The following is a 23,743-nucleotide window of genomic DNA, read 5'->3' as shown; positions in this document are numbered from 1 at the left end:
TTACACTTCATCATCGAGCAGATCCGGATCCAGATCTTCGAAGTCGCCGTCATCGCCGAGCGAATACTCCAGATCTTTACCGTAATCTTCGATGCCGCCTGGGATGCAGGCAACCGTAACTTTCGTCTCGGCAATCATTTCTACAGCAAATTCACGCTCAACCCGAATGATTACGCCCGAGCCGCTCGACGAAATGTTCGCCTCGATGCAGTTCGGCTCCTGAGTTGCATCTGCCGACACTTCCTCTGTCGTTGAACGATGCTTCGGGTCTACATAAGAAAGCGGGATGTTCTCCACATAGGAGACCGTCTCTTTCGCAACCTCGGTTTGCGAGTTTTTGCTGTAAGAATACCAGATGTTAATATCGTAAGTACCAATGACCTCGATACCGTCGCCCGATCGAACCGCTTCATATTGGTGGTTGATAATCCACGCGCCTAGAATGCTCGTGGGGTTATGAGGCGGAGTCACGGTATGGGATACGGTGGAAAACTTACGACCTTTGCCGCAGACAGCTTTCGTAATAATCTCTCTGTATTGAAGCTGTTTATCTGCAAGTGCCATCGATTATAACCTCCTCCATACAATCATTCACTTAAAGTGTATGCAGGACATAGGCTTTTGTTGATTAAACGAGCGGGACTTCACCCATTTAATTTCACGGCACCTGCGCCTCGCGAGACTTCTACATTCGTAAGATTAGCCACCGTATTCGCTGCCATCCGCGAACACTACGCCTAGTCTGTTGAGAACCGTCCTTCTGGTATCATCTATATGCGCGGCAATCTCATCCTATGTGCAGCTAAACGAGGCTCGCAAGGAATCTTCTATTGGAAGATCAATTGGGAAAAATAGTACAAGCCCGTCTTCCACACCGGCCAATCGTGCCATCCGTCAGCATATTCGAACCAGGTATGCGGAACATTCTTTTCCTTCAAATAAGCTTCCGTCCGTCGGCTGACATTCAGCAGGTTATCATGATCGCCGCACAGCAGCCACAGAAGCTTTAGCTGCTTGGATGCATATTCGGCGTCAGGCACAAGCTGCTCCGGCGACTTCGTGTTCGGTGCAGCGGAGAACGCTCCGATCCACGCGAATTTATCCAAATTGGCTAATCCGATGTTAAGCGACTGTCCTCCGCCCATCGAGAGACCTGCGAGCGCACGGTTCTCTCGCTCCGTCTCGACCGAATAATGCGATTCAATGAATGGAATAAGGTCCATGATCAGATCATCTTCGAACACTTCGAATGCCTTCACTTTATCCGCAGCGAAAATATCCCCTTCCGCTCGATCGTTAGGCATCGCCCGCCCGTTCGGCAGCACGACGATCATCGGTTTCAGCTTGCCATCTGCGATCAGATTGTCAAGAATGACCTCCGGGTGTCCGTTGCGATGCCACTCCTCCTCGTCTCCTCCAATGCCATGCAGCAAATAGAGGACATTATATTTCACATTCTCGTTATATCCAGGAGGTGTGTACACGAGCATCTTCCGCTTATTGCCGACCGTCTTCGAATCATACTCCACCGTTTCGATCGACCCATGCGCAATATCTTTCCGCTGCTGATCGAAGCCGGCAGGCGGAAGCTCGATGATAGGAGATGCAGCGTCCTCGACCGCGCCTTGCGGCTCTTTCGATTCGCTTGCATGGGCAGAAGTTTCAACGCTTTCGTCGACAGCTTCAGCAGAATTCGTATCTGCGGCATTACTGCCATCTAGTTCAGCCTTAGCCGAAGAAGCATTCGCCTGTGAATTGACCTCCTGTTCAGATCGGGAAGACTCCTGTTCCTGCAATCCTTCCGAAATTCCATTCCATTTCGTCACGACGATCACTCCTATAATGATGATGATTGCGACTGCAGCCGCTCCGTATAGTCTCTTCAAATGCATGTCCTCACCTATTCCATCTAACCGCTTATGCTTGGAACAAGCGCTGCAGCCATTCATATGCGCTCTTGCGCCATACCGTCCAATCATGATAACCCGGGCATGTGTACAACGTGCAAGCAACGCCTAAAGCTTGAAGCTCTTCATATTGCTTAACAATCGGCTCATAGCCGCCCTCCTGCTCTCCCATCGCAAGGAACAGCAGCTTCACCTGCGCGTTGAAAGCCTCGACATCGACGAAACGTTCTCGATGGTCGAACAAGCCGTGACCCTTGTGTTCCATGCTGCCGCTGAACATTCCTATCCAAGCAAACAACTCTAAGTGTTTGAAAGCAGTGTGCAGCGTCTGGAACGCTCCCATCGATAGCCCTGCCATTGCCCGTGATTCACGGTCAGTCAACACGCGAAATTGCTGCTCGATAAACGGAATGCAATCCTGTGTGAGAACGCTGTCAAAATCGCCCGGCAAGAAATCGCTCGTCTCATCTTCTTTGAATGCATAACCACTATTCATTACAACGATCATTTCTTTGCACTTGCCCTCCGCGAGCAGGTTATCGATCAAATAGTTGATTTTCCCCTGCCAGATCCAGCCGGTTTCGTTCTCGCCTCCGCCATGCTGCAGATAAAGCACGGGATAATGCCGGTGTACATTCGAATCATAGCCTGGCGGTGTATATACCCAGCAGCAGCGTGTTCTGCCTGTTATCTTCGACTCGTAGTGCTCCATGCGAATCGATCCATGAGGAACCTGTCGCAGCAAATAAGCGTCGAACGACGGATCGGGCACCTCCAGGAAGTTGACTGGCTGAAAGCCTCCATAGCCGTAAGCGGTTAACGGGTTCGTAGTAGAGACGCCATCCACGACGTAATGATGGTAATGGAAGCCTGGCGGAATATCGTCAACGTCAACCGTCCAATACCCATCCTCTCTTCGATGCATTTCATATTCCCGGCCCATCAAACCGGCTACCTTCACTGCATTAGCCGAAGGAGCATAGAAGTGGAACCGGATGCCGCCGTTCTCGAGCGCCTGAGCTCCTTTCTCCTCCTTCGCATAAGGGATGCGATTCAAATGACGGTCGATCCTAGACCATTCAACCTTTCGATCCAGCGGGTCAAAAAACAAGGCGTGGGAATAAAGTGCCTGATTCATCAACGAAACTACCTCCTATCGACATTCGAATAAATGGTTTCAATCCATACACAACACAAAAAGGTGTAATGCCATAATTCAACTATATACCACCTAATTCCAGCTACAACCTTATGATAAATGGTTTTCAACACCAAAAAACCATGCACCCTAAGGTACATGGTTCGATCCATTCGACTGCTGCAACAATGCCAGACAAGCAGCATCATTCTTCAGCCAAAGTTATGACGGCAATACTTGAGCCCGCTTCTTCTTCATCTGCTTCGCTGTTATTAAGAAACGATCCAGCTCCCGGCACAGCTCCAGCAGCGAGGCGCGAACCTCAAACTCTTGCCTTGTCTTAGGCAGATCCATTGCACGAAAATCTTCTCTTAACCGCGTCAATCGCCGTTCGGCTTCACCGACGTATACATCGCTCTTCACATCGTCTACGAGCCCTTCAAGCACCTCTGCAATCTTCTCGCCTTGCGGCACCGACTCATAAACGAAAGCAAGCAGGACAAGCATATGCTGAATCGAATCCAGCTGCTCCTTCCGCATCCGATAATAAACTTCCCAATACGCCTCGCCTCGTCCGAACCGGTTCTCCCGCCCTACCGCCGCGCGGGCTGCTCCAAGCTCAATCGCATGATGAACATCGAGCAGCTCATGCCCGTCCCATAAGTGGGCAGGGTTACGAAGCGTCATCGCCATATGGGTGAAAATGCCTGCAAATGCCTGCTCCGTATCAGCGCGCAATTGCAACAGCCTTTTCTCCTCGGTGGGCATATAGATGAGATTAATGACTGTCGCCCAGCCAAGGCCGGTCAACAGCAGCATAATCTCGTTTCCGATGAGAGACGTCGTCACTTCCTCTGCGCCGAATACATGAAAGACAATGACGGATGACGTAACGATGCCTTCTTTCAGATGAAACCGCGACAGAATAGGAAACGTCAGCATAATGAAGATGGCGACTACCCATATATGAAAGCCGAGTGTTACGAATAGAATAGAAGCTAAGAATAGGCCCAATACGGATGCGATAAAACGAACAAAGGGCATACGTACACCGCGCATGCGGGTAACTTCAACGCCCAGGATCGCAAGAATGCCCGCCGATAGAGGCGGGCTCAGCTCCAAGTATGCAGCTGTATAAATCGCAGCCAAAGCGGCTAGCGCTGTCTTTATGACACGAATACCCATCGCTCATCACCCTCTATTTTCCTCCTATCCTACCGTTCCCGCCTGCCGCCCGTCAACCTGCGCTCCAGAATGGTAACCAGTTGATACATCACCGTAGCGACGATCGCAATGATCACAAGACTTGCGAGCACAAGCGTGAAGTTAAACACTTGGAAGCCATAGATAATGAGGTAACCGAGGCCAAGCTTCGCAACAAGAAATTCGCCAACCATTACACCTACCCAAGATAGGCCGACGTTCACTTTGAGCGTAGAGATGATGACAGGGAAGGAAGCGGGAATGATGACGTATCGGAACGTCTGCAGGCGTGAAGCGCCGAATAAGCGGACGACCTTCACCAGCCCCTCCTCCACCTCTCGAAACTGGTTGTATATGTTAAGCGTCGTAATAATGACGGTGACGGACAACGTCGTTACTACGATCGACGTAAATCCAGGGCCTAGCGCCACGATGAAGATTGGGCCTAGCGCAACTTTCGGCATACTATTCAGTACAACCAAGTACGGATCGAGCACGCGCGAGACAAAAGGAAACCACCAGAGCAGCGCGGCGATAAGCGTGCCAACCAATGTACCAAGCACAAAACCTAAGACAGTCTCTCCAACGGTCATGCCGACATGAGACCAGATCGAGCCGTCTCGTATCATATCGAGCAGTAAATTGCCGATTCGGGAAGGGAAGCTGAACAATAACGGATCAATCCATTTGTTGCGTCCTGCCGCTTCCCACAGACCGATGAACAGGATAAGGATAACTGCTCTGACGAGCATCACAGCAATCGTCCGCTGCCTAGACCGAGTTTTATGCGACGTATACAACCCTGCCAGCCATTCCGAATTCGTCTCTTGTGACACAATATTAGACTTTCTCGTCATGCTGACCGTTCCTTTCCGTCCGAGCATCAACAACTGATGCCGCAACATCCTCTATGTCCATCTCTTCCCAGAGCCGCTCGAACAAAGGTTGAAAAGAGGGATGGCGCCGCGCTTCCATCGGAGCCGTACGTCGAAGCTCCTCCGGAACTTCGAGCGCAAGTCGGATTCGTCCCGGATTGCGTCCGAGTACAATAATGCGGTCACTCATTGCTGCCGCCTCTGCCAAGTCATGCGTAACCAACACTGCCGTCTGGCCGCGGCGTCGTATCGTATCCCATACCAAATCCTCTAGCTGCAGCTTGATGTGCATATCGAGCGCCGAGAATGGCTCATCGAGCAGCATCACATCCGGTTCAGTAGCGAGCGTACGGGCAAGCGCAACGCGCTGACGCATACCGCCGGATAGTTCATGCGGATAGCGCAATTCAGTCCCGCTCAACTCTAGTTCCTGCAGCAGCATGCGTACCCGACTCTTCGAAGCAGGCGTCAGCTTGCCATTAATCGCAAGCCCGATCGTCGCGTTATCTTGAATGGTGCGCCAAGGGAACAAATAATCCTGCTGCAGCATGTAACCGACGGAAGCAGAAGGCTCCGTCACAGGAGCGCCCCCTATTGTCACTTCCCCTCGCGTCGGTCGCAGCAGCCCTGCAATCAGATGCAGCACGGTCGTCTTGCCGCAGCCGCTCGGACCAACAAGGCTGACGAATTCGCCCTGACTTACGGTCAGATTAAGCGAATCGACAGCTAGCGATGCGCCGCCATCGTTCACATATACATGCGTGACGTTGTGAAGACGTAGCTTGCCATGATCCGGCATCCCCATCGCCCCCTCATTGATTCCTATTTAACCGACTTGATCGCTTCATTGGCGAACGTCGTCGTCACGAGTTTATCGTAAGCCGCGCGATCTTTCAGTTCGCCTGCGGAAGTCATAATATCAAGCAAGTTGTTCCATTCTGCCTCATCGACGATTGGATCAGTCGCATAAGAACCTTGCTGTTTGTAACGATCAATCGAGCTGATCGCAATGGCGCGGTCCGTATTCTCGAAGTAAGGAAGCACGACGTCAGCGATTTCCTCAGCGGAATGCGAAGCTACCCACAGCTGCGCACGATGAATAGCGTTCGTAAACTTTTGCACAACATCTTTATGCTTATTGATGTAGCTCGACTTCGTCATGAACACCGTATATGGCAGATGTCCACTCTCAACGCCGAATGAAGCGACAACGTGGCCCTTGCCTTGCTGCTCAATAATGGACGCTTGCGGTTCAAATAGCTGTACATACTCGCCTGTACCCGATAAGAAGGCTGCCGGAATGTTAGCGAAGTCGATGTTCTGAATCAACTTCAAATCTTTCTGCGGGTCGATGCCATGTTTCTTCAGCGTGAATTCGCCGGCCATCTGCGGCATGCCGCCTTTCCTTTGGCCAAGGAAATCTACACCTTTGAGCGACTGCCAGTCGAAGTTGTCGATCGGCTTGCGTGCTACAAGAAACGTACCGTCTGTCTGTGTCAGCTGTGCGAAGTTAATAACAGGGTCATCCGATCCTTGCTGATACACATAGATCGATGTTTCTGAACCAACGAGCGCGACATCAATTGTGCCGGACAGCAGCGCCGTCATCGTTTTGTCGCCGCCAGGCGTCGTCGTCAGGTCAATATCGATGCCTTCATCTTTAAAATAACCGTTAGCGATCGCCACGTACTCCGGTGCATAGAACAACGATCGCGTTACTTCGCCGATCGTCACCTTCGTCAGCTTGCTATCCGACTTGCCGCACGCTGCAAGCAGCGACACTGCCATCACGACGGCAAGCGCTGTAGACAGCCAGCTCCTCCGAAATTTCACCTTCATCCCTAATCCCTCCGCCATTTCGTTGCAATTTATGTACTCCAACCTATGCATGGGCAGATGCGGAGGTGCATCCGCGAGGAAGCATCACAATGGCATTCAAAACTTAAATCGTTCAGAATCATTGATGTTGAGAAACAAAACGCACGGTGAGAGCGCCATAAATACACGAGAGCGAATTCCCCCTCCCCCTTTTCTTTGAAACCAGAAAAATCCAAATGGTTGTTCTACCTTTTATTTACAAACATCAAAATCCTTGTTATTATCTATATACGTAATTACGAAATTAAATAAAAGAGGTGTCCCAGCATGAGTCAAACACGTAATTTCGAGCAGGAGCTAGACCAGTTGCAAATTGAGTTTCGCGAGCTCAAACAACTCGTATTAAACCTGCACGATTCACGCAGCAATCCCGTTTCAACAAACAAACCAAGCCTTGACATACGTACGAAAGCGCATTTATCCCATTCTCAATTGCAACCCCATGACAGCCAAGACAGCGAACTTCACTATGCCGGCCGCTACGCATCCACCGAAGGAACCACCGTATGGACGCCGCAGCGCCGCAGCATTGGTCAACTGCTCGATCTCGATTCAGACAAATCGGCTAAGATCATTGGGGCGCTTGGTCATAAGCAGCGTCTTGACATTATGAAAGCTGTACTAGCCAAGCCAATGACCGGACCCGAGCTCGTTGAGCTGCTCCAGATGGGTACGACAGGCCAACTCTACCATCACACCAAGGCATTAACGGGAGCAGATCTTCTTCGTCAAGATGAACGCGGAGGCGCCTATTTCGTCCCTGCGCATCGTAAGCTTCCATTGCTGCTACTGCTCGCAGCGTCATCTGATTTACTGGATACGAGCGACTATCTGGCGATGACCGAGCTGCGCTCGCAAGCCTCGCAGCTGTTCAATAAGGCAGATGACAACTATGACCCCCATCATCTGTTGTATGCTGTCATTGCTAATGCGGTTCTGGAGCATAAGGCTGGTTATTGTTCAAGAATCGATATCTTCCTCCACCGAGACGGCAGCGTAACGGTGTCTGATAATGGTCGCGGGATTCCGATTCGCGAACTTGAATCGACCGGCAGATCGATCGCGCAGACGGTCATGACCGATATGAGTGCAGTCCGGCTTCGTCCAAGCGCTTCACATATCGCTCCCGGAGCAGTGGAAGGCATCGATATCCCAAGCGTTAATGCATTCTCCGAGACGCTAGCGCTCGAGATTCGCTGGGACAACCGCGTTTATCGACAGGACTATCGCTACGGCATTCCTCAGACCGAACTGTTGACGATCGGTACGACAGTAGAAACCGGAACAAGTCTCACCTTCCGTCCAGCTTTAGATCTGTTCCGCTCTTCATTCGATCCTGCGATCATTTCGCAATATATCGCTGAGCTGCTAGAAGAGAATCCGACGTTAGCAATTCAAGTTATTGCGAACCATTAATTGAGCGACTGACCATATATCCACGCACAGAAAAACGGCACCATGCGCGATCTGCATGGTGCCGTTATCTAATTCCTATAGTTTGTAAATATCTTTATATTTCCGTTCCAAATACGTCACTAGATGCGACGGATCAAGCGGCTTGCCTGTCGTGCCGACGATAATCTCGGATGGCGTACGCGCTTTGCCCCATTTGTATACCCGTTCCGTCAGCCATTGCTTGATCGGAATGAGGTTGCCCTCGCCGACAAGCTGCCAGAAGTTCGGAAGCTCCCGCTCCAGTGTATCAGCGATTTGCGCTGCGTACATATTGCCGAGCGAATACGAAGGGAAGTAGCCGAATGCACCGCCCGACCAGTGGACGTCCTGCAGTACGCCTTCGCTATTATTGCTTGGCTCAACGCCGAGGTACTCACGATACTTCTCATTCCAGATCGCAGGCAAATCCTTCGCCTTCACGCCTTCATTGAAGATCAGCTTCTCGATCTCATAGCGGATAATAATGTGCAAGTTGTACGTCAGCTCATCAGCCTCGATCCGAATGAGCGAAGGTTGAACAACGTTCGTCGCCCGGTAGAAATCTTCAACTGGCACTTGATCGAATTGGCCAGGGAATCGGCTGCGCAGATCGCCATAGTAGCGTTCCCAGAACGGACGGCTGCGGCCGATTACATTTTCCCAGAAGCGGGATTGCGACTCATGAATGCCCATCGAAGTGCCCGTAGCAAGCGTCGTGCCCGTTAGCTCCTCCATCAGGTTCTGCTCATACAGCGCGTGACCGCCTTCATGAATCGTACCGAACAGCGCACTCGTCACGTCATCCGTCAAATAACGCGTCGTGATGCGAACATCTCCCGTATTAAGACCCGTAGCGAATGGGTGGACGCTCTCATCCAAGCGACCGGCCTGGAAGTCAAAGCCCATCTGCTCGAGAATGAACAGACTGAACGACTTCTGTGCTTCCTTCGCATATTGCTGACGGAGGAATGCCGTATTCGGCTGATGCGGAGATGCTGCAATCGCTGAAGCAAGCGGCACCAGCTTATCGCGCAGGCCGCCGAAGACACGGTCGAGCTCCGCAACGGTCATACCTGGCTCATATTGATCCAGCAGCGTATCGTAACGGGTTGTTTTTACGCTCCACAGATCGATGAATTGATTCGTGTATGTTATGATTTTATCTAGATAAGGTTCGAATTCCTCGTAGTTGCCCTTTTCCTTCGCTTCTTCCCATGCCGACTCCGATTGCGAAGTCAGAACGACATATTCCTGATACAGCTTCGGCGGAATCTTCACGCTTCGGTCATAATCCTTGCGCGTCTCTGTAACTAGTCGTCGATCAAGATCACTAAGCTGTTCGCTTGCATCCTTCTCCTCCAGGCGCGTAAGCAGTTCGCCGAGCTCCTTCGAAGTCGCAAGCTTGAAGCTTTCGCCAGACAATACGCCAATCGCTTCCGAACGCGTATTGAGTCCTTTGCGCGGGGCACCCGTACGCATGTCCCAATACAGGACAGCAAGCGCCTCATCGTAGCTTTTGATCTCCTTGATTTTGTCTTTGAACGTCTGCAGCGTTTGCTCGTAAGCGGTCGTCATCGAACATTCCACCTTTCCTTGATCATCCATTCTACTTGATCATACTTTTTGAACAACTTATAATCAACTTTAATGCCATAATAAAAAGAAACAAGATTGAACCGGTTGTCGCCGTCGCTTGAACGGCTCAGGAGGTTCATTCTAAATTGGTGGGAGGAGAAACGCATGCACATCACGTTTACCCCTTCGGCACAAGCGGCACTCGCCCCTTACCTCGCCGATGGCAAACACCAGCTGAAGCTTCATTATGACACTGAAGGCTGCGGCTGCGTGGTCAGCGGTGTTCCACAGCTTCAAGTTGTGGAGAACGGCTTGGATGGAGACGCGCTTGCAGAAGGTGATCCGTTCGCATTCTGGTACGAGCCGAGGTTCGAAGTATTCTTCGAGCCGAAGATGCGCATTCATTATGACGAGAGCCGTTACGCATACAGCTTGACGAGCGACAGTCAGATCTATACAAACCACTTAAGCTTCGTGCAATTATAGGAGGTAATGACAATGACACAACTTCATGAGATTATTGCGTACAACGAGAAATTCGTAGAAGAGAAACAGTACGAGCCTTACATGACGAGCAAATTCCCGAACAAGAAATTGGTCGTCGTCACTTGCATGGATACGCGCCTGACGGAGCTGCTGCCCAAAGCGTTGAACATTCATAACGGCGACGTCAAAACGATCAAAAACGCGGGCGCCATCATTACGCAGCCTTTCGGCAACATTATGCGTTCCGTTCTCGTCGCACTCTATGAGCTTGGCGCAAGCGAAGTAATGGTCGTCGGCCACCACGACTGCGGCATGACAGGCATCAACCCTGAATCGACGGTCGGCAAAATGGTCGATCGCGGCGTATCGGACAATACGATTAATACGCTCAAACACTCTGGCCTCGACCTGATGCGCTGGCTGCGCGGCTTCGAAAACGTGCACTCGTCCGTCGAGAACAGCGTTAACATTATCCGCAACCACCCGCTGCTTCCGCCGGGTACGCCTGTTCACGGCCTGATCATCCATCCGGAGACAGGCAAACTTGACCTTGTTACGGAAGGCTACGAGATCGCAGCAGCAAACGCTTAATACTTAATGGTTTAATGTAAAAAGGAACGTTCCCAGCCCTTTGGCTTAGGAACGTTCCTTTTGTTTATTTAGGGCAGCTTGCTGACGGGCCGCAATCACTTCGCTGCGGTCCCGGGTCAGATGACGCTGAATAACCGCAGCATCAATCTCCGAGCTTGGCGTTCCCCATCGCCATCCTCGTTCATCGCACTGCGTCAGGCAGGCTTCCCGCAGCAGCGGATCAACAATGGGCAGCTCCATATCGCTATAAGGAAAGCTGCTGTTCTGAGCTAACGCATCGCGGCGCCCCGCTAATTCGCGCAGCAGCGCTTCTCCATCCAGTCCAAGCTGCGCAAGCGTTTCGTCAGTGAGACGAACGAGCGCCGACGACCACATTTTGACCGCACCCGCTGTGTTCCCTCTACGGTGATGGTACAATCCAACTGCCACTTGGATGAGTCCGTGCCACGTATTCGTTAGCGGCTCGCCTTGATGCGCTTTCCAGTACTCCTCCAACAATTCATGGCATTCGAAATAGTCGCGGGTTGCATGAAATTCGGACAAATAGGATATATATGATAGCGGATAAGATGCTGTCATGTGCTTGACCATCCCCTCCTCTTTATGTAAATTGCGCAAAAAATGAAACCAACGTACATTGTAGCCGTATTAGGACAATATCGCAACGAGAGCCTTAAGTGGCTAACTACAGGAGGAGATTGTTTTGTTTAAGAAGTTTGTTGCAGTATTCATGGCTTTCACTTTGTTGTTCGTGCTCGTGAATCAGACGGCAGACGCCAAGCCGCGCGGCTCGATCAAATCGCCTAAGAAGAGCTACACGCAAACGCCGAAGACAGACAACAATGTAAGTCAGACGAATCCCGGCACGAAATCAGGTACGACAACCGGTACGGCCGGCAAAACGACGACAGCGAATCGCGGCTTTTTCAGCGGCGGCAGCTTTATGAAGGGTCTTATGATTGGCGGTATCGCGGGACTGTTGTTCGGCGGACTATTCTCGAATATGGGCTTCCTTGGCAACCTGATCGGCTTGCTCATGAACATTATGGCGATCGTCGCTCTTATCGCGCTTGTTCGTTTCGCCATTCGTTACTTCCGAGATCGACGCCATTCCTATAACAGAAGGAGATAAGGATCGCGATGCGTATATTCACGGACGAGATTATTAATGCCGTCTGTCTGCACATCGGACGCCGGAAGGGCATTGCACCAACCGAGGTTGAGGTGCAGCTGTCTTGGGATGAGGAATACGGTTTTACGGCTGAAGTATGGGTCGAGGGGCGCAGTCAATACCTCGTCGAGGCAAATCTGCTGGAAGCAATTGAGCGGTATATGCTGGAGCAGTACCAAATGCGCGTCTTCCGATCGCAAATTACGCTGGACGCAGATGAAGAGTTTTGGGCGGATATCGCCATATAGAATGGATGAAGCAGCATAGGGAATGTTCCTGTGCTGCTTTTTTATGCTGATATTTGAACGTATAGCTGCTAAGCTTTGCTTCATTCTCAAATCATCATTCATAGACAATCATATTCTTTCATCTCGCAATTCCCTTGATGGAAGCGATAAAATTGTTCGTTTGATCTACAGACACCGCCATGGGTTACGATTAATACACTGTGATCTCTATATGTTTCTTTCATTTCATCAAGAAGATTATAGATTCTTTGCGCTACCGCTAGAATCGACTCTCCCCCTGAAAACTTACTTGGAAAGTGTCTTTTACTTCTTTAAATCCTCATTGTCTCTTACAACGCCCTCGAATCTCCCGTAGTCCTGCTCCGTAAGTCTTGAATCAATAATAACGTCTTTTCTAATGGCATCTGAAATGATTCATATAGTTTCAACAAATCAACCTCTTAAACGCGACGTTGCAACTTGGCCGTACATTCTGTCGTTGTTGCAGTGGCGTACTCTAGATAATTCACAGAGCCGTTAAAGTTCAAATAAGCTTCATAACGCAAGCGGATTGCAGGTAACGTAATCCATTCAAGAACTTTATCCTTCGGCACCCACCTGCACTCGCTCGTTTCATCAGAAGTCGTTAGCTCCCCGCCTACAGCTAGGCACGCGAAATCAAACATGACCTTCGTAGGAACGTCCGTTACGCCGTCATGCCATTTATGTGTTGCTGTATTCGAAACAACATTGATCAAGTGACTGACCGTGGCATCGATTCCGCTTTCCTCTTTGATTTCGCGAATCACGCCATCAATCAGATTTTCTCCTACTTCCGTTATTCCGCCAGGGTATACCCAACCATCGTTATGTGTTTTCACCAACAGAACGTTGCCTTTTCCATCCTCAACAATTCCGCCTGCCGAAACGATATGTGTCGGAAACGACATTTTACAACCTCCAGTTATAGAATCAGCTTGCCTCATCCTTGAATGAGACATAGACATGCCAATCGTTATTTATTGGTCCTTCTATACTAACGTCGGACCATTCCGAAATGTTTCCAAATATTCCATACATTCTTCCTCTCTCCAATCAGGTTCGGATCCCCCTTCACGTTCCATTGAACGGATATCATGTATTGGGCAGCCATGCATATAGTTAAGGTGAACCTGTCACACCAGCACCTGTATAAAGGAGAGCACCGCTGTGAAAAAAATAATCGTCTTTGGTTTGCTGAGCGCAATGCTGTTGTTTACCGCCTCCTGCAGCTCGTCCAAGTCATCGACCGAATCGACGGATCCGCCAGCCGCAACTACACCTACGCCTGACCAGAACAACACGGACAATCCGCCTGCTGATCCATCCGGACCAACAACGTCTACCCCGCCTGGCAAACAAGACGATACGGCAACAGATGATCCAGCCACAGACCCTGCAACAACGCCAGACACGCCAACTGCTCCAGCCGTACCTCCTGGATTCGAATATCCGGACGCGGTCCGAGGTGTCTACGTTACTGGTTGGTCAGCTGGCGGCGAGCGAATGCAAACGCTGCTTAAGCTGCTGGATGACACCGAGCTTAATGCGATGGTTATCGACATCAAAGACGACGACGGTTACATTACGTTTAAGCCAGAGGGCGACTTGGCACAATTCGGACAGCCTTATATTCGCGATCCTAAGGCGCTAATGAAGACGCTTCAAGAACATCATATTTATCCGATCGCCCGCATCGTCGCATTCAAGGACAGCGTCTTGGCTAAGAAGCATCCTGAACTCTCCTATGTACTGGATGGCAAAGTGTGGCGTAACGGTAACGGCGACGGATTCATTAATCCGTTCCTGAAGGAGAACTGGCAGCACAACGTTGATGCCGCGATCCTTGCTGCCAATCTGGGCTTCCAAGAAATCCAGTTTGATTACGTCCGATTCCCGGAAGGATTCGAGAGTCGAGACAAAATTCTTCAATATTCAATGGGGGAATACAAAGATAAGAAGCCTACGAAATTCATCCAGCAGGAGAAACAGTATGCCGAAGCAACTGCGAAGTACAAGGAAGGTCTAACGCCGCTGCAAGCCGCGTATGATCAAGCTGCCGCTGACTATGACAGCGCTAAGACCGATGAGAGCAAGAAAACGATGGATGATGCGAAGAAGGCGCTTAGCGACTTCAAGAAAACAGAGCCGAAAGCGCCGGACTTCAGCGAGAAAGCAAGATTCACCCAACTAAGGGTGGATGCGGTAACGGACTTCGTTCAATTCGCGCGCGAGCAGTTGAAGCCGTATGGCGTCAAAGTTTCGGTCGATATTTTCGGTTATTCAGCCACCCTTCCTGAAGCGCCGGGCATTGGCCAAAACTTCAGCCGGATATCATCCAATGTCGATGTCATCTCCTCTATGATCTACCCAAGTCACTGGAGCGACGGTTACTTCGGCATCAAGCATCCTGACACCGAACCATATCGACTCGTTCAAGAGTATGCGAAACGTGAGCAAGAGAAGCTCTCTGCCCTTACAAGTCCGCCAATATCGAGACCGTGGATTCAAGACTTTACCGCCTCTTGGCTGGCCAAAGGCAGCTACATTAAGTACGGCAAGGACCAAGTAGACGCGCAGATCCAAGCGCTGAAGGATGCCGGCATTCATGAATTTCTCATTTGGAATGCGAACAACCGATATTCGGAAGGTGTGGATTATACGCCTTAATGCTAGTTGGGAAGAACCGCGTGGATTGCGCGGTTCTTTTTTATTGAGGTTGTCTGGGGCTTCGTTGATGTAACGGATGCATCATAGCAACCGTAAGTCCATGAGGCTGTACAACTAGACTATAAGTCTCAATGACTCTTATTGTGAAATGGGAAGACTTCACACATCTGCTCGTCAACAGAAAAATATGTATACCTGTCACTTTTGGAATCTTACAATACTTCGTTTCTAATCAATAAATGTTAGTCCACACATCACTCAATCGCCTTATTCCCTCAGCAATTTCCTGCTCAGTCAGACCACCGAAACCAATCATGACCGTCGAGCGAGGCGCATCCTCTTCTCGGAACCAATAATGGGATACCGGATAGACTCGTATGCCCGCCTGTGCAGCTTGATCAATTAGCTTCTCTTCCGAACACGAACCTTCACCAGACTTCTCGTGGTCAAAAGATAGCAGCAGGTGCAGCCCGGAGTGCTCGCCGATCAGCTTCACCCGCCCTCCGATATCGAAGCTTTCGCGAAGCGCTTGCAGCAGTACATCCCTCTTGCGCTGATACAGCGCTCGCATCGCCCGCATATGCGAACCGAAGCCGCCGCTCTCCATGAACAACCCCATCGCCTGCTGCAAAAGCGGGGATGCAAGCTGGTCATAGCTGTGATGGCCCAACAGGAAGCGCTCCATCAGTGCAGGGGGCAGTACGGCGTAGCTCAGTCGAAATGACGGAGTGAGCGCACGAGAGAATGTGCCAATATACGCAACGCGGCCATTGTCGTCCATCGCCTGCAACGCAGGGATCGGCCGTCCTGTGTAACGAAATTCTCCATCGTAGTCGTTCTCGATGATGAAAGCGCCGCACGACGACGCCCATTGCAGCAGCTTCATCCGCTTAGGGGCAGACAGCGTCATCCCGACAGGAAACTGATGCGAAGGGGTTACGTAGATGGCTTGAACCGCATAGTCATTTAGTCTTTCTGTGCTGATCCCGTCACTCTCCAGCTTAGATGGCGTCACTTCAGCCTGATGTCTGGCAAACAACCTTTTCACCCCTTCATTAACGGCTTCTTCCGAAGCGATTCGCAGTGATTTATCCGTCTCCCCAATAAGCTGCAGCACGAGATCAAGCGATTGATAGGTACCTGCTCCAATCACGATGGAGTCAGGATGACAACGTACCCCTCTGGTTCGATGGAGATAAGAGGCAATCTGCTCACGAAGCTCAGGCTCGCCTGCTAGCTCGCCATAACGAAACAACCGTCCGTCGTCAGGCTGCAAGCACCGATTCAACTGTTTACGCCATGAGGCTGCTGGAAAACGTGACCAGTCTACTGTTCCATATCCGAAATCAATTTCAAATTGAGGATGGTTCTTACCAGCATCTATGCCTTTACCCGCTCGTACAAATTCCGATTTTGATCCTTGCTCTGCATGCTCACGTTCGGGCTGAACAGCTCGACCTATTCCCTGCGTGTCCACTCCTCCAGATGGCAGATGCTCCGTATATAACCCGCTTCTTGGCACGCTTCGCACGTAACCTTCGGCCTGCAGCTGATCATAAGCCAGCGCCACCGGTGTTCGGCTTATCCCTAGCCGCGCTGCAAGCTGCCGAACCGATGGCAACTTCACGCCTGCGGTTATTCTCTCCTCGGCCATTTCACGCCGAATATACCGGTACAGCTGTACATAAATCGGATCATCCGAATGCTCATCTATCGATGGTGTCAAATCCATCATCTTCAGCCCTCCTCATATACTTCAATCTCCGCCTCCGATTACCACTACCTCTCATTATGCACCTAATTCATCCTATCTGTCATTTTTAAATAACTAGTTCTGTACATTTCTCAAATGACAGTTATCGTATACGCTATTCTCATCTTAAGCAAAGCGAGGAGGATTTCCGAATGTCCTATGCACTCCCCCATGTTGAACGCATCACTCCCTATCCCGTAACAGAAGCAGCTCTTGACCGTTCCATCGTCAAGCTGGACCAGAATGAAAGCCCGTATCCGCCATCCGAGCGCGTCATTCAACTATTGGCCAATATGGGTGAGCACGTCATGCGTCAGTACCCTGATGCTGCCGCATCACAACTGCGTGAAACCATCGCCGCGCACTACGGCTTATCACGTGAGCGTATCGTCATCGGCAACGGATCAAGCGAGCTTATTACCGCATTATTCCGCACTTTCATCGATCAGCAGAGAACCGCAGTCATGCCCTACCCGACCTTCGCGCTGTATCAAGTAGCAGCCGAAGCAGCGAATGCTGCCATCCATTTCGTCCCTACCCATGACGATTTCACGGTCGACACGGAGGCATTGTTGAATACCGACGCTTCTGTCATCGCTCTCGTTAACCCCAATGCCCCAACCGGTCGTCTGCTGAGCCGCGACGAAATTGAGACCATCGTTCGGAGGGCACCTGGACTCGTATGCATTGATGAAGCTTATATGGATTTTGCAGGCGAAGAACATTCCGCGATCCCATTGACGCTCGAGTACGACAATCTCGTCGTCCTGCGGACATTCTCCAAAGCCTACGCCTTGAGCGGCGCCCGCATCGGTTATGCGATCAGTTCTCCAGCGATCATTCGTGCATTCGAGAAAACGAAAACAACTTACAACGTCAGCAGCATCAGTTTAGCGCTAACGGTACAGGCCATGCAGGATCAGTCGCATATGCTAGGCATCGTTACTGCCATCCGCACTGTCCGTGATCGCTTCATCACTTCACTGAGGAAGATCGGATTCCAAGTTATTCCGTCTCAGACGAATTTCATCTTATGTACACCTCCTGCTCGTCAAGGCTGTCCCGATGCGCCTCAGCTCGTGCATCTGCTAGCCGATAATGGCATTGCGATCCGTTACTTCAACGTGCCGCGGCTTCAGGACAAAGTTCGAATTTCAATCGGAACGGAAGAGCAAATGAGCATCCTGCTCAACCTGCTCCACACCTTTTATCCAAACATATAAAATCCGCTGCTTATCGACACTCATCGACAAAATGGGCTATTTTTCCGCGCAACCTCTCCCACTCTATTAGCGTCTAATAGATTAGACCACCAATAGGGAGAGTGAGAGATAGCTTTATGAAACGCCAATGGTTAGCTGCAACAGCGCTGCTCGTAGCGCTTCAGACAGGTGCCGGAATATGGACTGGCGCACATGCCGATGCTGCACAAGCAGCCAAGATGACGCAGTACCGTGTCTATCAGAACGATAAAGCCTTGAAAGAATTCGCGGTCTATACAGACGCCGTCAAATATGCGCAATCCTTCGCTTATTCCCATGTGGAGAAAATCGCATCGCATACTTGGATGTGGGATAACTTCCCAAGATACGCCGTTTATCAGAATGGCGAAACAAACGCAGCACGACAGTTCCGTACATATGAAGAAGCCTTGAAATTAGCGAAAACACTGACAAATGCGCATATCCGTGATCTTGAGCAGCCGGGATGGTTGTACAGCCGTTACGCTGCCTACCAGTTGTATCAGGGCGACAAAACAAAACCGGCATGGTCCTTTATGACACTGGATGAAGCGAAGAAAGAAGCAAAGAACTGGTCGAATGCTCATATTGTCGATATTGCATCGCACAAGTGGGTATGGAATAACATCACAGCTGCACAATTGACCCAGCAGCGTGCTGGTTCAGCAGTGTACCAGATCATCGTTGATGGTATGCCGACCGACGACAACATGTATGCTGCGCTGACCGATGCTGTCCATTATGCTGCATCGATTACAAACAGTGAGGTTCTCAATACTGCCACTGGCATCATTGCTCATTCGAATGCAGCGCAGTATCAAGTGTTCCAGAACGGCCGTGCGATCGGCAATCCGCTCTTGGATTTGCAGGGGGCTATCAAATACGCGAAGCGTTTTGCGAATACACAGGTCATTGCTGACGGCAAGGAATGGTGGACGAATACGCCTTTCCTTACGGTCTATCAGAACGATAGGAAGCTGACATCCTTCCATACACGTGCAGCAGCCGTAACTTACGCCGCCACATATGCCGATGCATCGGTACGTACAGCTGACGGACATACGATCTGGTCCAATGAGCAAAAACTGCTGTACCTCGGATGGAATGGCACCTCCGATGCCAACTCCGTACTCGGACAACTTGCCGGCACGCAAGGACTCGATATCGATTCACCAACTTGGTTCGAGCTCTCTGATTCGTCGGGCAATATGACGGACCGCTCCACCAATGAGCTGGCGGCTTCAATCCGATCGCAGGGCATTACGCTGTGGCCGCTTGTTCATAACAATTTCGATGCGAAGCTGACAACCGCGTTCCTTGCAAATCCGAACGCTCGCCAGACGTTTATTAAGAAACTCGTTGGCCGTGCCTATGAGATCGGTGCAGAAGGCATCAACTTTGACTTCGAGGGGCTTGCAGCATCGGATCGCGCGGCGTTCACCTCATTCGTGAAGCAGCTAACGGATGCGGCGCATGCTAGCAAGTTGAAGGTTTCGATCGATTTGATCCGCGGCGACGTGGCGTGGAATGACAAGACGGCCTATGATTTTGCAGCAATTGGCGAGATTGTTGATACGGTTGTCATGATGGCCTACGATCAGCACTGGAAGGGCAGCGATACGCCAGGGTCAGTCGCTGAGCTCGGATGGGTCGAGCAAGGCGTTCAGCAGTATTTGAACTATGGCATTCCACGTTCGAAGGTGATGCTTGGCATCCCGTTCTATGTACGCGAATGGAAACTGGATTCGCAAGGGAATATCGTGAAGGACGCCAATGGCGCCTATGTATCCCGTGCGATATTCATGAATCAGCTATCGAAGGTCATTGCCGATAAGCAAGCCGTTGGCACCTACGACCCAGTATCCGGCCAAACGAAATACAAGTACACCGAAGGCGGCTTCACGTATGTATTCTGGGCAGAATCCTCTGCGTCTGTACTGCAACGAGTAGATATTGCTGATAAATATGACCTAGCCGGCGTTGCGTTCTGGCGCCTCGGCTATGAGGACTCATCCCTGTGGACTTCTTTGCTGCAGAAGAAATAACATTATAACCTTACCTTTAATAGAAAAGCGGCAGCCTTGGACGAAACTAAAGTCCCGGACTGCCGCTTTTGATGTTAATGTATTTATAGCAGATCAATGCACGGTGTTAAGGTAACTTGATCCCCTTCAGCAGATTCAACCGTATACACGCCAATGACAGCATCCAAATTCAACTCCCCGTAAATATGCGGAAACAGTTGATTATTACCATATAAGTCCTCATGAATGACTCGTTTCTTAACTAAAGCCTCATCCATTTCGAGCAGCAGAATATTGGGTTGATCTTCACATAATCGCCGCGCCAATCCACTGATTTGGATCCGAGTGCAGCAATGTATGAAGCCTTCTGACTTAAGACTGTCTGGTTCGTAACATTTACTCCCTCTCGCCTTATCCCATTCACGCTGTCCTACAAAATGAAATATAGTCATTTGGGCGCCCCCTCTCTGCTTTCCTGCCAGCATCTCACCTGCTGAAGAAAGCCAATTCCTGCTTCTATGACATTCAGTGCCTGATCCACAGACGATTTATTAGACGCGTACATAAGAACAGCCTCATAAAATTGTTGTATGTCATGCCCTATAGCGGAATGTCTAGGGACCATCTCTACCGCCTGGGCCTTCGTCAGTCCCCAAACTTTAATTCCGTTGTTCGTCTGGATGGTGAGCATCTGATACAACGCGGGCCACACTGTCGTGCAAAAGATTCTTACCGATCTCAACAGCCGATCATCGCCATGCTCAAGAAGGTTCTCGGTATCAAAAGCTTGATCGGGTTTCATCTCATCTAGAGCAGCCACAGCTTGGATATACAATTGTTCGTTAGTTAGTTCAGGGAATAATCGTTTCCCGCTGATGATTTCGTAGGTGTCCGGTACCAGTCTGCCATAACGTGCATGAGAGGGTGTAAACACTCTAGTTTGTATATATTGATAAGGGTTTGGATTTATCTGCGATAACTCACGATGTATAGCAGCACTTATTGTCAGTGGAAGATGGCCCTTATCGAAGGCCTGATCCTCTAAGTATAATTGGAAGTCAATATCACTCCATCCTTTAATAAATCCACCTTTGACAGCGGAACCATGAACGACCAGACCGATAAACCAATCTTCCGTATGTCTTCTGTACACTTCCGAAACCTGTTGAATGATCGTGCGAGTCTGGTCCTGCATCTCTCTATCCGAATTGAATGCGAGCATCTCCATCACCATCTTCATATTTGGGATCAATGAAATTAGAATAGAATACCAATTTTCCAGCATTAGATCAAGAACTAATTTACGTCCACTACAATAAAAAAACCAGTCGGCATCTCTGCCAACTGGCTTCTTCACATTACTGCAAACGGACACCGCCAAGCTGTTCCTTCAGCGCTACGCTGCTTGTCACAGGCGCTTGGCAGGCAAAGTCCCGACATACATACGCAGTCGGCTTGCCGTCCACTACACCCTTGTCAGCAACATGCTGCCATTTCTCGCGCATCGCTGCACCCTCATCACCTGGTGGTACGAACAGAATCGTACCTTGAGGTGCGTAAGCTTGCTGTGCGGCTGCGATCATCGCTGCCGTCTCCGCGTCGGAGCGATCGCCCGTTATAACAACATCAGGGCCAGCCGATTCCGCAGCTAGTCCGGCAAGCAGGATCATGGCATGCGCGCTCGGGAATTGGTTTACCTTCTCAGCCAGACCATCGAGCGTATCGTTAGCCCAATCGCGATAATGGATCTCGCCTGTCAGACGGAACAGCTTATGCAGCTGTCTTGCGGCGACGCTGTTGCCGGACGGCTGGGCGCCATCCATCGTTTCTTTCAAACGAATGATTAGCTTTTCCGCATCCGACGCTGTGAAGAAGAAAGCGCCATACGCACGGTCGCCGAACAAGCGAATCATCTGATCTGCAATCGTCTGGGCCCATTCCAGCCACTCGGGCTTGAACGTCGCTTCATACAGCTCATTCAATCCCCAGAGCAGATATGCGTAATCATCGAGGAAGGCCGGAATTGCGGCTTCGCCATCCCGATACCGGGCAAGCAGTCTGCCCTCTTCGCTCACGAGCTTGTTCTTCAAGAAGATTGCCGCGCGCTCCGCGCGTTCTGCATAAACAGGTTCACCATATGCTTTCGCCGCGAAAGCCAACGCTGCAATCGTCAGACCGTTCCATCCCGTTAGAATTTTATCATCCTTATGCGGGTTCACGCGATGCTTGCGTGCTTCATACAACTTGGTGCGGCTAGCGTCCAGTTCAGCGAGCAATGCTTCAACGGTCATTCCAATCTCATCCGCCACTTCTTCAATTGCCGTATGAATCAGATTAGGAATGCTGCTTCCATTGAAGTTTCCTTCCTCTGTAATGTCGTACACGCGATTAAATCGCTGTGCCGCCTCGGAGCCAAGCACCGCTTCCACTTCCTGCGGCGTCCAGACATAGAACTTTCCTTCCACGCCTTCAGTGTCCGCATCTTCAGCCGAATAGAAGCCGCCTTCTGCATCCGTCATCTCGCGTTCCACATAGGTGAAGATTTGCTCGGTAATCGTCCGATATAACGGATTGCCTGTGCGCTGGTACGCTTCCGTATAAACGATCGCAATCTGAGCGTTGTCACATAACATTTTCTCAAAATGCGGGACCAGCCATTGAGAATCCGTCGAATACCGCGAGAATCCGAATCCGATATGGTCGAATATACCGCCGCGCCACATCGCGTCCAACGTTTCTTCGGTCATCCGGAGCGCATTCGGCTCGTCAGCTTTCAAATCATATGCCATCAAAAGCGATAAATTGTGCGGCATCGGAAACTTCGGCGAGCTGCCGAATCCGCCATTGTCTTCGTCGAAAATTTGTGTGTACGTCTCATATGCTTGCGCCGCCATGGAAGGATCCCATTTGCCTTTGGATGAAATTCCGCGATGCTTGTCCAGCTCTGCACGGATTTTCGTCGCGGTTCCCGTTACCTCCGACTTTCCGTTGCGCCACTTATTCGTAAGCTGCGTTAGCAGTTCTTTGAGTCCAAACCGGCCTGCTGTACGTTCCTTCGGAATATACGTTCCTGCGAAGAAAGGCTCCTGCTTCGGCGTCATGAGGATCGTGAGCGGCCAGCCGCCGCTTCCTGTCATCGCTTGACAAGCCGCCATATAGAGCGCATCGATATCCGGCCGCTCCTCGCGGTCGACTTTGATCGCTACATAATCTTTATTCAGCAGCGCAGCTATTTCATCATCCTCGAACGATTCCCGCTCCATGACATGGCAGTAGTGGCAGGTTGAATAACCAATCGATAGAAAAATCGGCTTATTCTCTTTCTTCGCCTTGTCGAATGCCTCTCTGCCCCACGGATACCAATCGACCGGGTTGTGGGCATGCTGTAACAGGTAAGGGGATTTCTCATTAATCAATCGGTTGGATCTACGTTCCATTCCTTGCACTGACTGCACCTCCGCGGGTATGATTCTCTACAATCTTACCAAATATGCGGCTCAAAGGACACAAACCCTTACGGATTTCGTGTCC

22 protein-coding genes and 1 pseudogene are annotated in these 23,743 nt (G+C 50.5%); 8 read left to right on the top strand and 15 right to left on the bottom strand.

The annotated features are described in order from the left end of the window. From H8B09_RS09150 to H8B09_RS09120, 7 genes are all read right to left on the bottom strand, one after another. Positions 1 to 564 (bottom strand): outer spore coat protein CotE, encoded by a 564-nt coding sequence (locus tag H8B09_RS09150; RefSeq protein ID WP_191203201.1) that lies wholly within the window; start codon positions 562 to 564, stop codon positions 1 to 3. Positions 565 to 827: 263 nt separating this feature from the next. Beyond that, the gene (locus tag H8B09_RS09145; RefSeq protein ID WP_224753422.1) at positions 828 to 1,886 is read right to left on the bottom strand and encodes an alpha/beta hydrolase; all 1,059 of its coding nucleotides are present in this window, start codon (positions 1,884 to 1,886) and stop codon (positions 828 to 830) included. Positions 1,887 to 1,917: 31 nt separating this feature from the next. Then, positions 1,918 to 3,045, bottom strand: a complete 1,128-nt coding sequence (locus H8B09_RS09140) for an alpha/beta hydrolase-fold protein (RefSeq protein WP_191203199.1) — start codon at positions 3,043 to 3,045, stop codon at positions 1,918 to 1,920. Positions 3,046 to 3,267: 222 nt separating this feature from the next. Beyond that, positions 3,268 to 4,230 (bottom strand): aromatic acid exporter family protein, encoded by a 963-nt coding sequence (locus tag H8B09_RS09135; protein WP_191203198.1) that lies wholly within the window; start codon positions 4,228 to 4,230, stop codon positions 3,268 to 3,270. A 29-nt stretch (positions 4,231 to 4,259) separates the two neighbouring features. Further along, entirely contained in the window at positions 4,260 to 5,105 is an 846-nt protein-coding gene (locus H8B09_RS09130) for an ABC transporter permease (protein WP_191203776.1), read from the bottom strand. After that, entirely contained in the window at positions 5,089 to 5,922 is an 834-nt protein-coding gene (locus H8B09_RS09125; protein WP_191203197.1) for an ABC transporter ATP-binding protein, read from the bottom strand. The genes H8B09_RS09130 and H8B09_RS09125 overlap by 17 nt, the downstream gene beginning before the upstream one ends. Before the next feature lie 23 nt (positions 5,923 to 5,945). Beyond that, positions 5,946 to 6,962 carry an ABC transporter substrate-binding protein gene (locus H8B09_RS09120; RefSeq protein ID WP_191203196.1) on the bottom strand — a complete coding sequence of 339 codons (1,017 nt, stop codon included), beginning with the start codon at positions 6,960 to 6,962 and terminating at the stop codon, positions 5,946 to 5,948. A 306-nt stretch (positions 6,963 to 7,268) separates the two neighbouring features. On the opposite strand from H8B09_RS09120, the gene H8B09_RS09115 reads away from it, so the two are divergent. Beyond that, positions 7,269 to 8,417 carry an ATP-binding protein gene (locus H8B09_RS09115; RefSeq protein WP_191203195.1) on the top strand — a complete coding sequence of 383 codons (1,149 nt, stop codon included), beginning with the start codon at positions 7,269 to 7,271 and terminating at the stop codon, positions 8,415 to 8,417. A gap of 75 nt (positions 8,418 to 8,492) precedes the next feature. On the opposite strand, the gene H8B09_RS09110 is transcribed toward H8B09_RS09115, so the two are convergent. Next, positions 8,493 to 10,010, bottom strand: a complete 1,518-nt coding sequence (locus H8B09_RS09110) for a carboxypeptidase M32 (RefSeq protein ID WP_191203194.1) — start codon at positions 10,008 to 10,010, stop codon at positions 8,493 to 8,495. A gap of 165 nt (positions 10,011 to 10,175) precedes the next feature. Between H8B09_RS09110 and H8B09_RS09105 the strand changes: the two genes are divergently transcribed. Together H8B09_RS09105 and H8B09_RS09100 are read left to right on the top strand one after the other, a co-directional pair. After that, positions 10,176 to 10,496 carry an iron-sulfur cluster biosynthesis family protein gene (locus H8B09_RS09105; RefSeq protein ID WP_191203193.1) on the top strand — a complete coding sequence of 107 codons (321 nt, stop codon included), beginning with the start codon at positions 10,176 to 10,178 and terminating at the stop codon, positions 10,494 to 10,496. 12 nt (positions 10,497 to 10,508) lie between these two features. After that, positions 10,509 to 11,087: a beta-class carbonic anhydrase gene (locus tag H8B09_RS09100; RefSeq protein ID WP_191203192.1), complete on the top strand. Its 579-nt coding sequence runs from the start codon at positions 10,509 to 10,511 to the stop codon at positions 11,085 to 11,087. 45 nt (positions 11,088 to 11,132) lie between these two features. Here H8B09_RS09100 and H8B09_RS09095 read toward each other — a convergent pair whose 3' ends face one another. Beyond that, entirely contained in the window at positions 11,133 to 11,666 is a 534-nt protein-coding gene (locus H8B09_RS09095) for a DUF309 domain-containing protein (protein ID WP_191203191.1), read from the bottom strand. A 124-nt stretch (positions 11,667 to 11,790) separates the two neighbouring features. Here H8B09_RS09095 and H8B09_RS09090 point away from each other — a divergent pair, with 124 nt between their 5' ends. Together H8B09_RS09090 and H8B09_RS09085 are read left to right on the top strand one after the other, a co-directional pair. Further along, positions 11,791 to 12,219, top strand: coding sequence for a hypothetical protein (locus H8B09_RS09090; protein WP_191203190.1), 429 nt, complete (start codon positions 11,791 to 11,793; stop codon positions 12,217 to 12,219). An 8-nt stretch (positions 12,220 to 12,227) separates the two neighbouring features. Further along, positions 12,228 to 12,506, top strand: a complete 279-nt coding sequence (locus tag H8B09_RS09085) for a YxcD family protein (protein ID WP_191203189.1) — start codon at positions 12,228 to 12,230, stop codon at positions 12,504 to 12,506. A 98-nt stretch (positions 12,507 to 12,604) separates the two neighbouring features. Here H8B09_RS09085 and H8B09_RS31195 read toward each other — a convergent pair. Together H8B09_RS31195 and H8B09_RS09075 are read right to left on the bottom strand one after the other, a co-directional pair. Next, a pseudogene (locus tag H8B09_RS31195) lies at positions 12,605 to 12,787 on the bottom strand (histidine phosphatase family protein); the annotation flags it as partial. Positions 12,788 to 12,946: 159 nt separating this feature from the next. After that, positions 12,947 to 13,435: an NUDIX hydrolase gene (locus H8B09_RS09075; protein WP_191203188.1), complete on the bottom strand. Its 489-nt coding sequence runs from the start codon at positions 13,433 to 13,435 to the stop codon at positions 12,947 to 12,949. Between the two features lie 259 nt (positions 13,436 to 13,694). Between H8B09_RS09075 and H8B09_RS09070 the strand changes: the two genes are divergently transcribed. Then, the gene (locus H8B09_RS09070) at positions 13,695 to 15,194 is read left to right on the top strand and encodes a putative glycoside hydrolase (RefSeq protein WP_191203187.1); all 1,500 of its coding nucleotides are present in this window, start codon (positions 13,695 to 13,697) and stop codon (positions 15,192 to 15,194) included. Positions 15,195 to 15,426: 232 nt separating this feature from the next. On the opposite strand, the gene pdxR is transcribed toward H8B09_RS09070, so the two are convergent. After that, positions 15,427 to 16,929 carry a MocR-like pyridoxine biosynthesis transcription factor PdxR gene (pdxR, locus tag H8B09_RS09065; protein ID WP_191203186.1) on the bottom strand — a complete coding sequence of 501 codons (1,503 nt, stop codon included), beginning with the start codon at positions 16,927 to 16,929 and terminating at the stop codon, positions 15,427 to 15,429. Positions 16,930 to 17,099: 170 nt separating this feature from the next. On the opposite strand from pdxR, the gene hisC reads away from it, so the two are divergent. Both hisC and H8B09_RS09055 read left to right on the top strand, forming a co-directional pair. After that, positions 17,100 to 18,170, top strand: a complete 1,071-nt coding sequence (hisC, locus tag H8B09_RS09060; RefSeq protein WP_191203185.1) for a histidinol-phosphate transaminase — start codon at positions 17,100 to 17,102, stop codon at positions 18,168 to 18,170. Positions 18,171 to 18,286: 116 nt separating this feature from the next. Further along, on the top strand, positions 18,287 to 20,233 hold the full coding sequence (locus H8B09_RS09055; protein ID WP_191203184.1) for a glycosyl hydrolase family 18 protein: 1,947 nt from the start codon (positions 18,287 to 18,289) through the stop codon (positions 20,231 to 20,233). Between the two features lie 83 nt (positions 20,234 to 20,316). Here the strand turns inward: H8B09_RS09055 and H8B09_RS09050 are convergent, their stop codons facing one another. The 3 genes from H8B09_RS09050 to H8B09_RS09040 are packed head-to-tail and all read right to left on the bottom strand — an operon-like array spanning position 20,317 to position 23,649. Further along, positions 20,317 to 20,664, bottom strand: coding sequence for a DUF952 domain-containing protein (locus H8B09_RS09050; RefSeq protein ID WP_191203183.1), 348 nt, complete (start codon positions 20,662 to 20,664; stop codon positions 20,317 to 20,319). Continuing rightward, positions 20,661 to 21,593, bottom strand: a complete 933-nt coding sequence (locus tag H8B09_RS09045) for a hypothetical protein (protein ID WP_224753421.1) — start codon at positions 21,591 to 21,593, stop codon at positions 20,661 to 20,663. The genes H8B09_RS09050 and H8B09_RS09045 overlap by 4 nt, the downstream gene beginning before the upstream one ends. Then, positions 21,571 to 23,649 (bottom strand): thioredoxin domain-containing protein, encoded by a 2,079-nt coding sequence (locus H8B09_RS09040; RefSeq protein ID WP_191203181.1) that lies wholly within the window; start codon positions 23,647 to 23,649, stop codon positions 21,571 to 21,573. Before H8B09_RS09040 ends, H8B09_RS09045 begins: the two co-directional genes overlap by 23 nt. Positions 23,650 to 23,743 lie beyond the last annotated feature (94 nt).

Source organism: Paenibacillus terricola (assembly GCF_014779765.1).
Taxonomy (GTDB): Bacteria; Bacillota; Bacilli; order Paenibacillales; family Paenibacillaceae; genus Paenibacillus_T; species Paenibacillus_T terricola.
Note: the sequence above shows the minus strand (reverse complement) of the source record. Positions and strands in the feature narration are given on the sequence as shown.

Coding starts and splice junctions, on each gene's coding strand:
- H8B09_RS09150 (WP_191203201.1), bottom strand. CDS start 564: ATGGCACTTGCAGATAAACAGCTTCAATACAGAGAGATTATTACGAAA.
- H8B09_RS09075 (WP_191203188.1), bottom strand. CDS start 13,435: ATGTCGTTTCCGACACATATCGTTTCGGCAGGCGGAATTGTTGAGGAT.
- H8B09_RS09140 (WP_191203199.1), bottom strand. CDS start 3,045: ATGAATCAGGCACTTTATTCCCACGCCTTGTTTTTTGACCCGCTGGAT.
- H8B09_RS09130 (WP_191203776.1), bottom strand. CDS start 5,105: ATGACGAGAAAGTCTAATATTGTGTCACAAGAGACGAATTCGGAATGG.
- H8B09_RS09100 (WP_191203192.1), top strand. CDS start 10,509: ATGACACAACTTCATGAGATTATTGCGTACAACGAGAAATTCGTAGAA.
- H8B09_RS09050 (WP_191203183.1), bottom strand. CDS start 20,664: ATGACTATATTTCATTTTGTAGGACAGCGTGAATGGGATAAGGCGAGA.
- H8B09_RS09120 (WP_191203196.1), bottom strand. CDS start 6,962: ATGAAGGTGAAATTTCGGAGGAGCTGGCTGTCTACAGCGCTTGCCGTC.
- H8B09_RS09135 (WP_191203198.1), bottom strand. CDS start 4,230: ATGGGTATTCGTGTCATAAAGACAGCGCTAGCCGCTTTGGCTGCGATT.
- H8B09_RS09105 (WP_191203193.1), top strand. CDS start 10,176: ATGCACATCACGTTTACCCCTTCGGCACAAGCGGCACTCGCCCCTTAC.
- H8B09_RS09055 (WP_191203184.1), top strand. CDS start 18,287: ATGAAACGCCAATGGTTAGCTGCAACAGCGCTGCTCGTAGCGCTTCAG.
- H8B09_RS09115 (WP_191203195.1), top strand. CDS start 7,269: ATGAGTCAAACACGTAATTTCGAGCAGGAGCTAGACCAGTTGCAAATT.
- H8B09_RS09110 (WP_191203194.1), bottom strand. CDS start 10,010: ATGACGACCGCTTACGAGCAAACGCTGCAGACGTTCAAAGACAAAATC.
- H8B09_RS09040 (WP_191203181.1), bottom strand. CDS start 23,649: ATGGAACGTAGATCCAACCGATTGATTAATGAGAAATCCCCTTACCTG.
- hisC (WP_191203185.1), top strand. CDS start 17,100: ATGTCCTATGCACTCCCCCATGTTGAACGCATCACTCCCTATCCCGTA.
- pdxR (WP_191203186.1), bottom strand. CDS start 16,929: ATGATGGATTTGACACCATCGATAGATGAGCATTCGGATGATCCGATT.
- H8B09_RS09095 (WP_191203191.1), bottom strand. CDS start 11,666: ATGACAGCATCTTATCCGCTATCATATATATCCTATTTGTCCGAATTT.
- H8B09_RS09085 (WP_191203189.1), top strand. CDS start 12,228: ATGCGTATATTCACGGACGAGATTATTAATGCCGTCTGTCTGCACATC.
- H8B09_RS09125 (WP_191203197.1), bottom strand. CDS start 5,922: ATGCCGGATCATGGCAAGCTACGTCTTCACAACGTCACGCATGTATAT.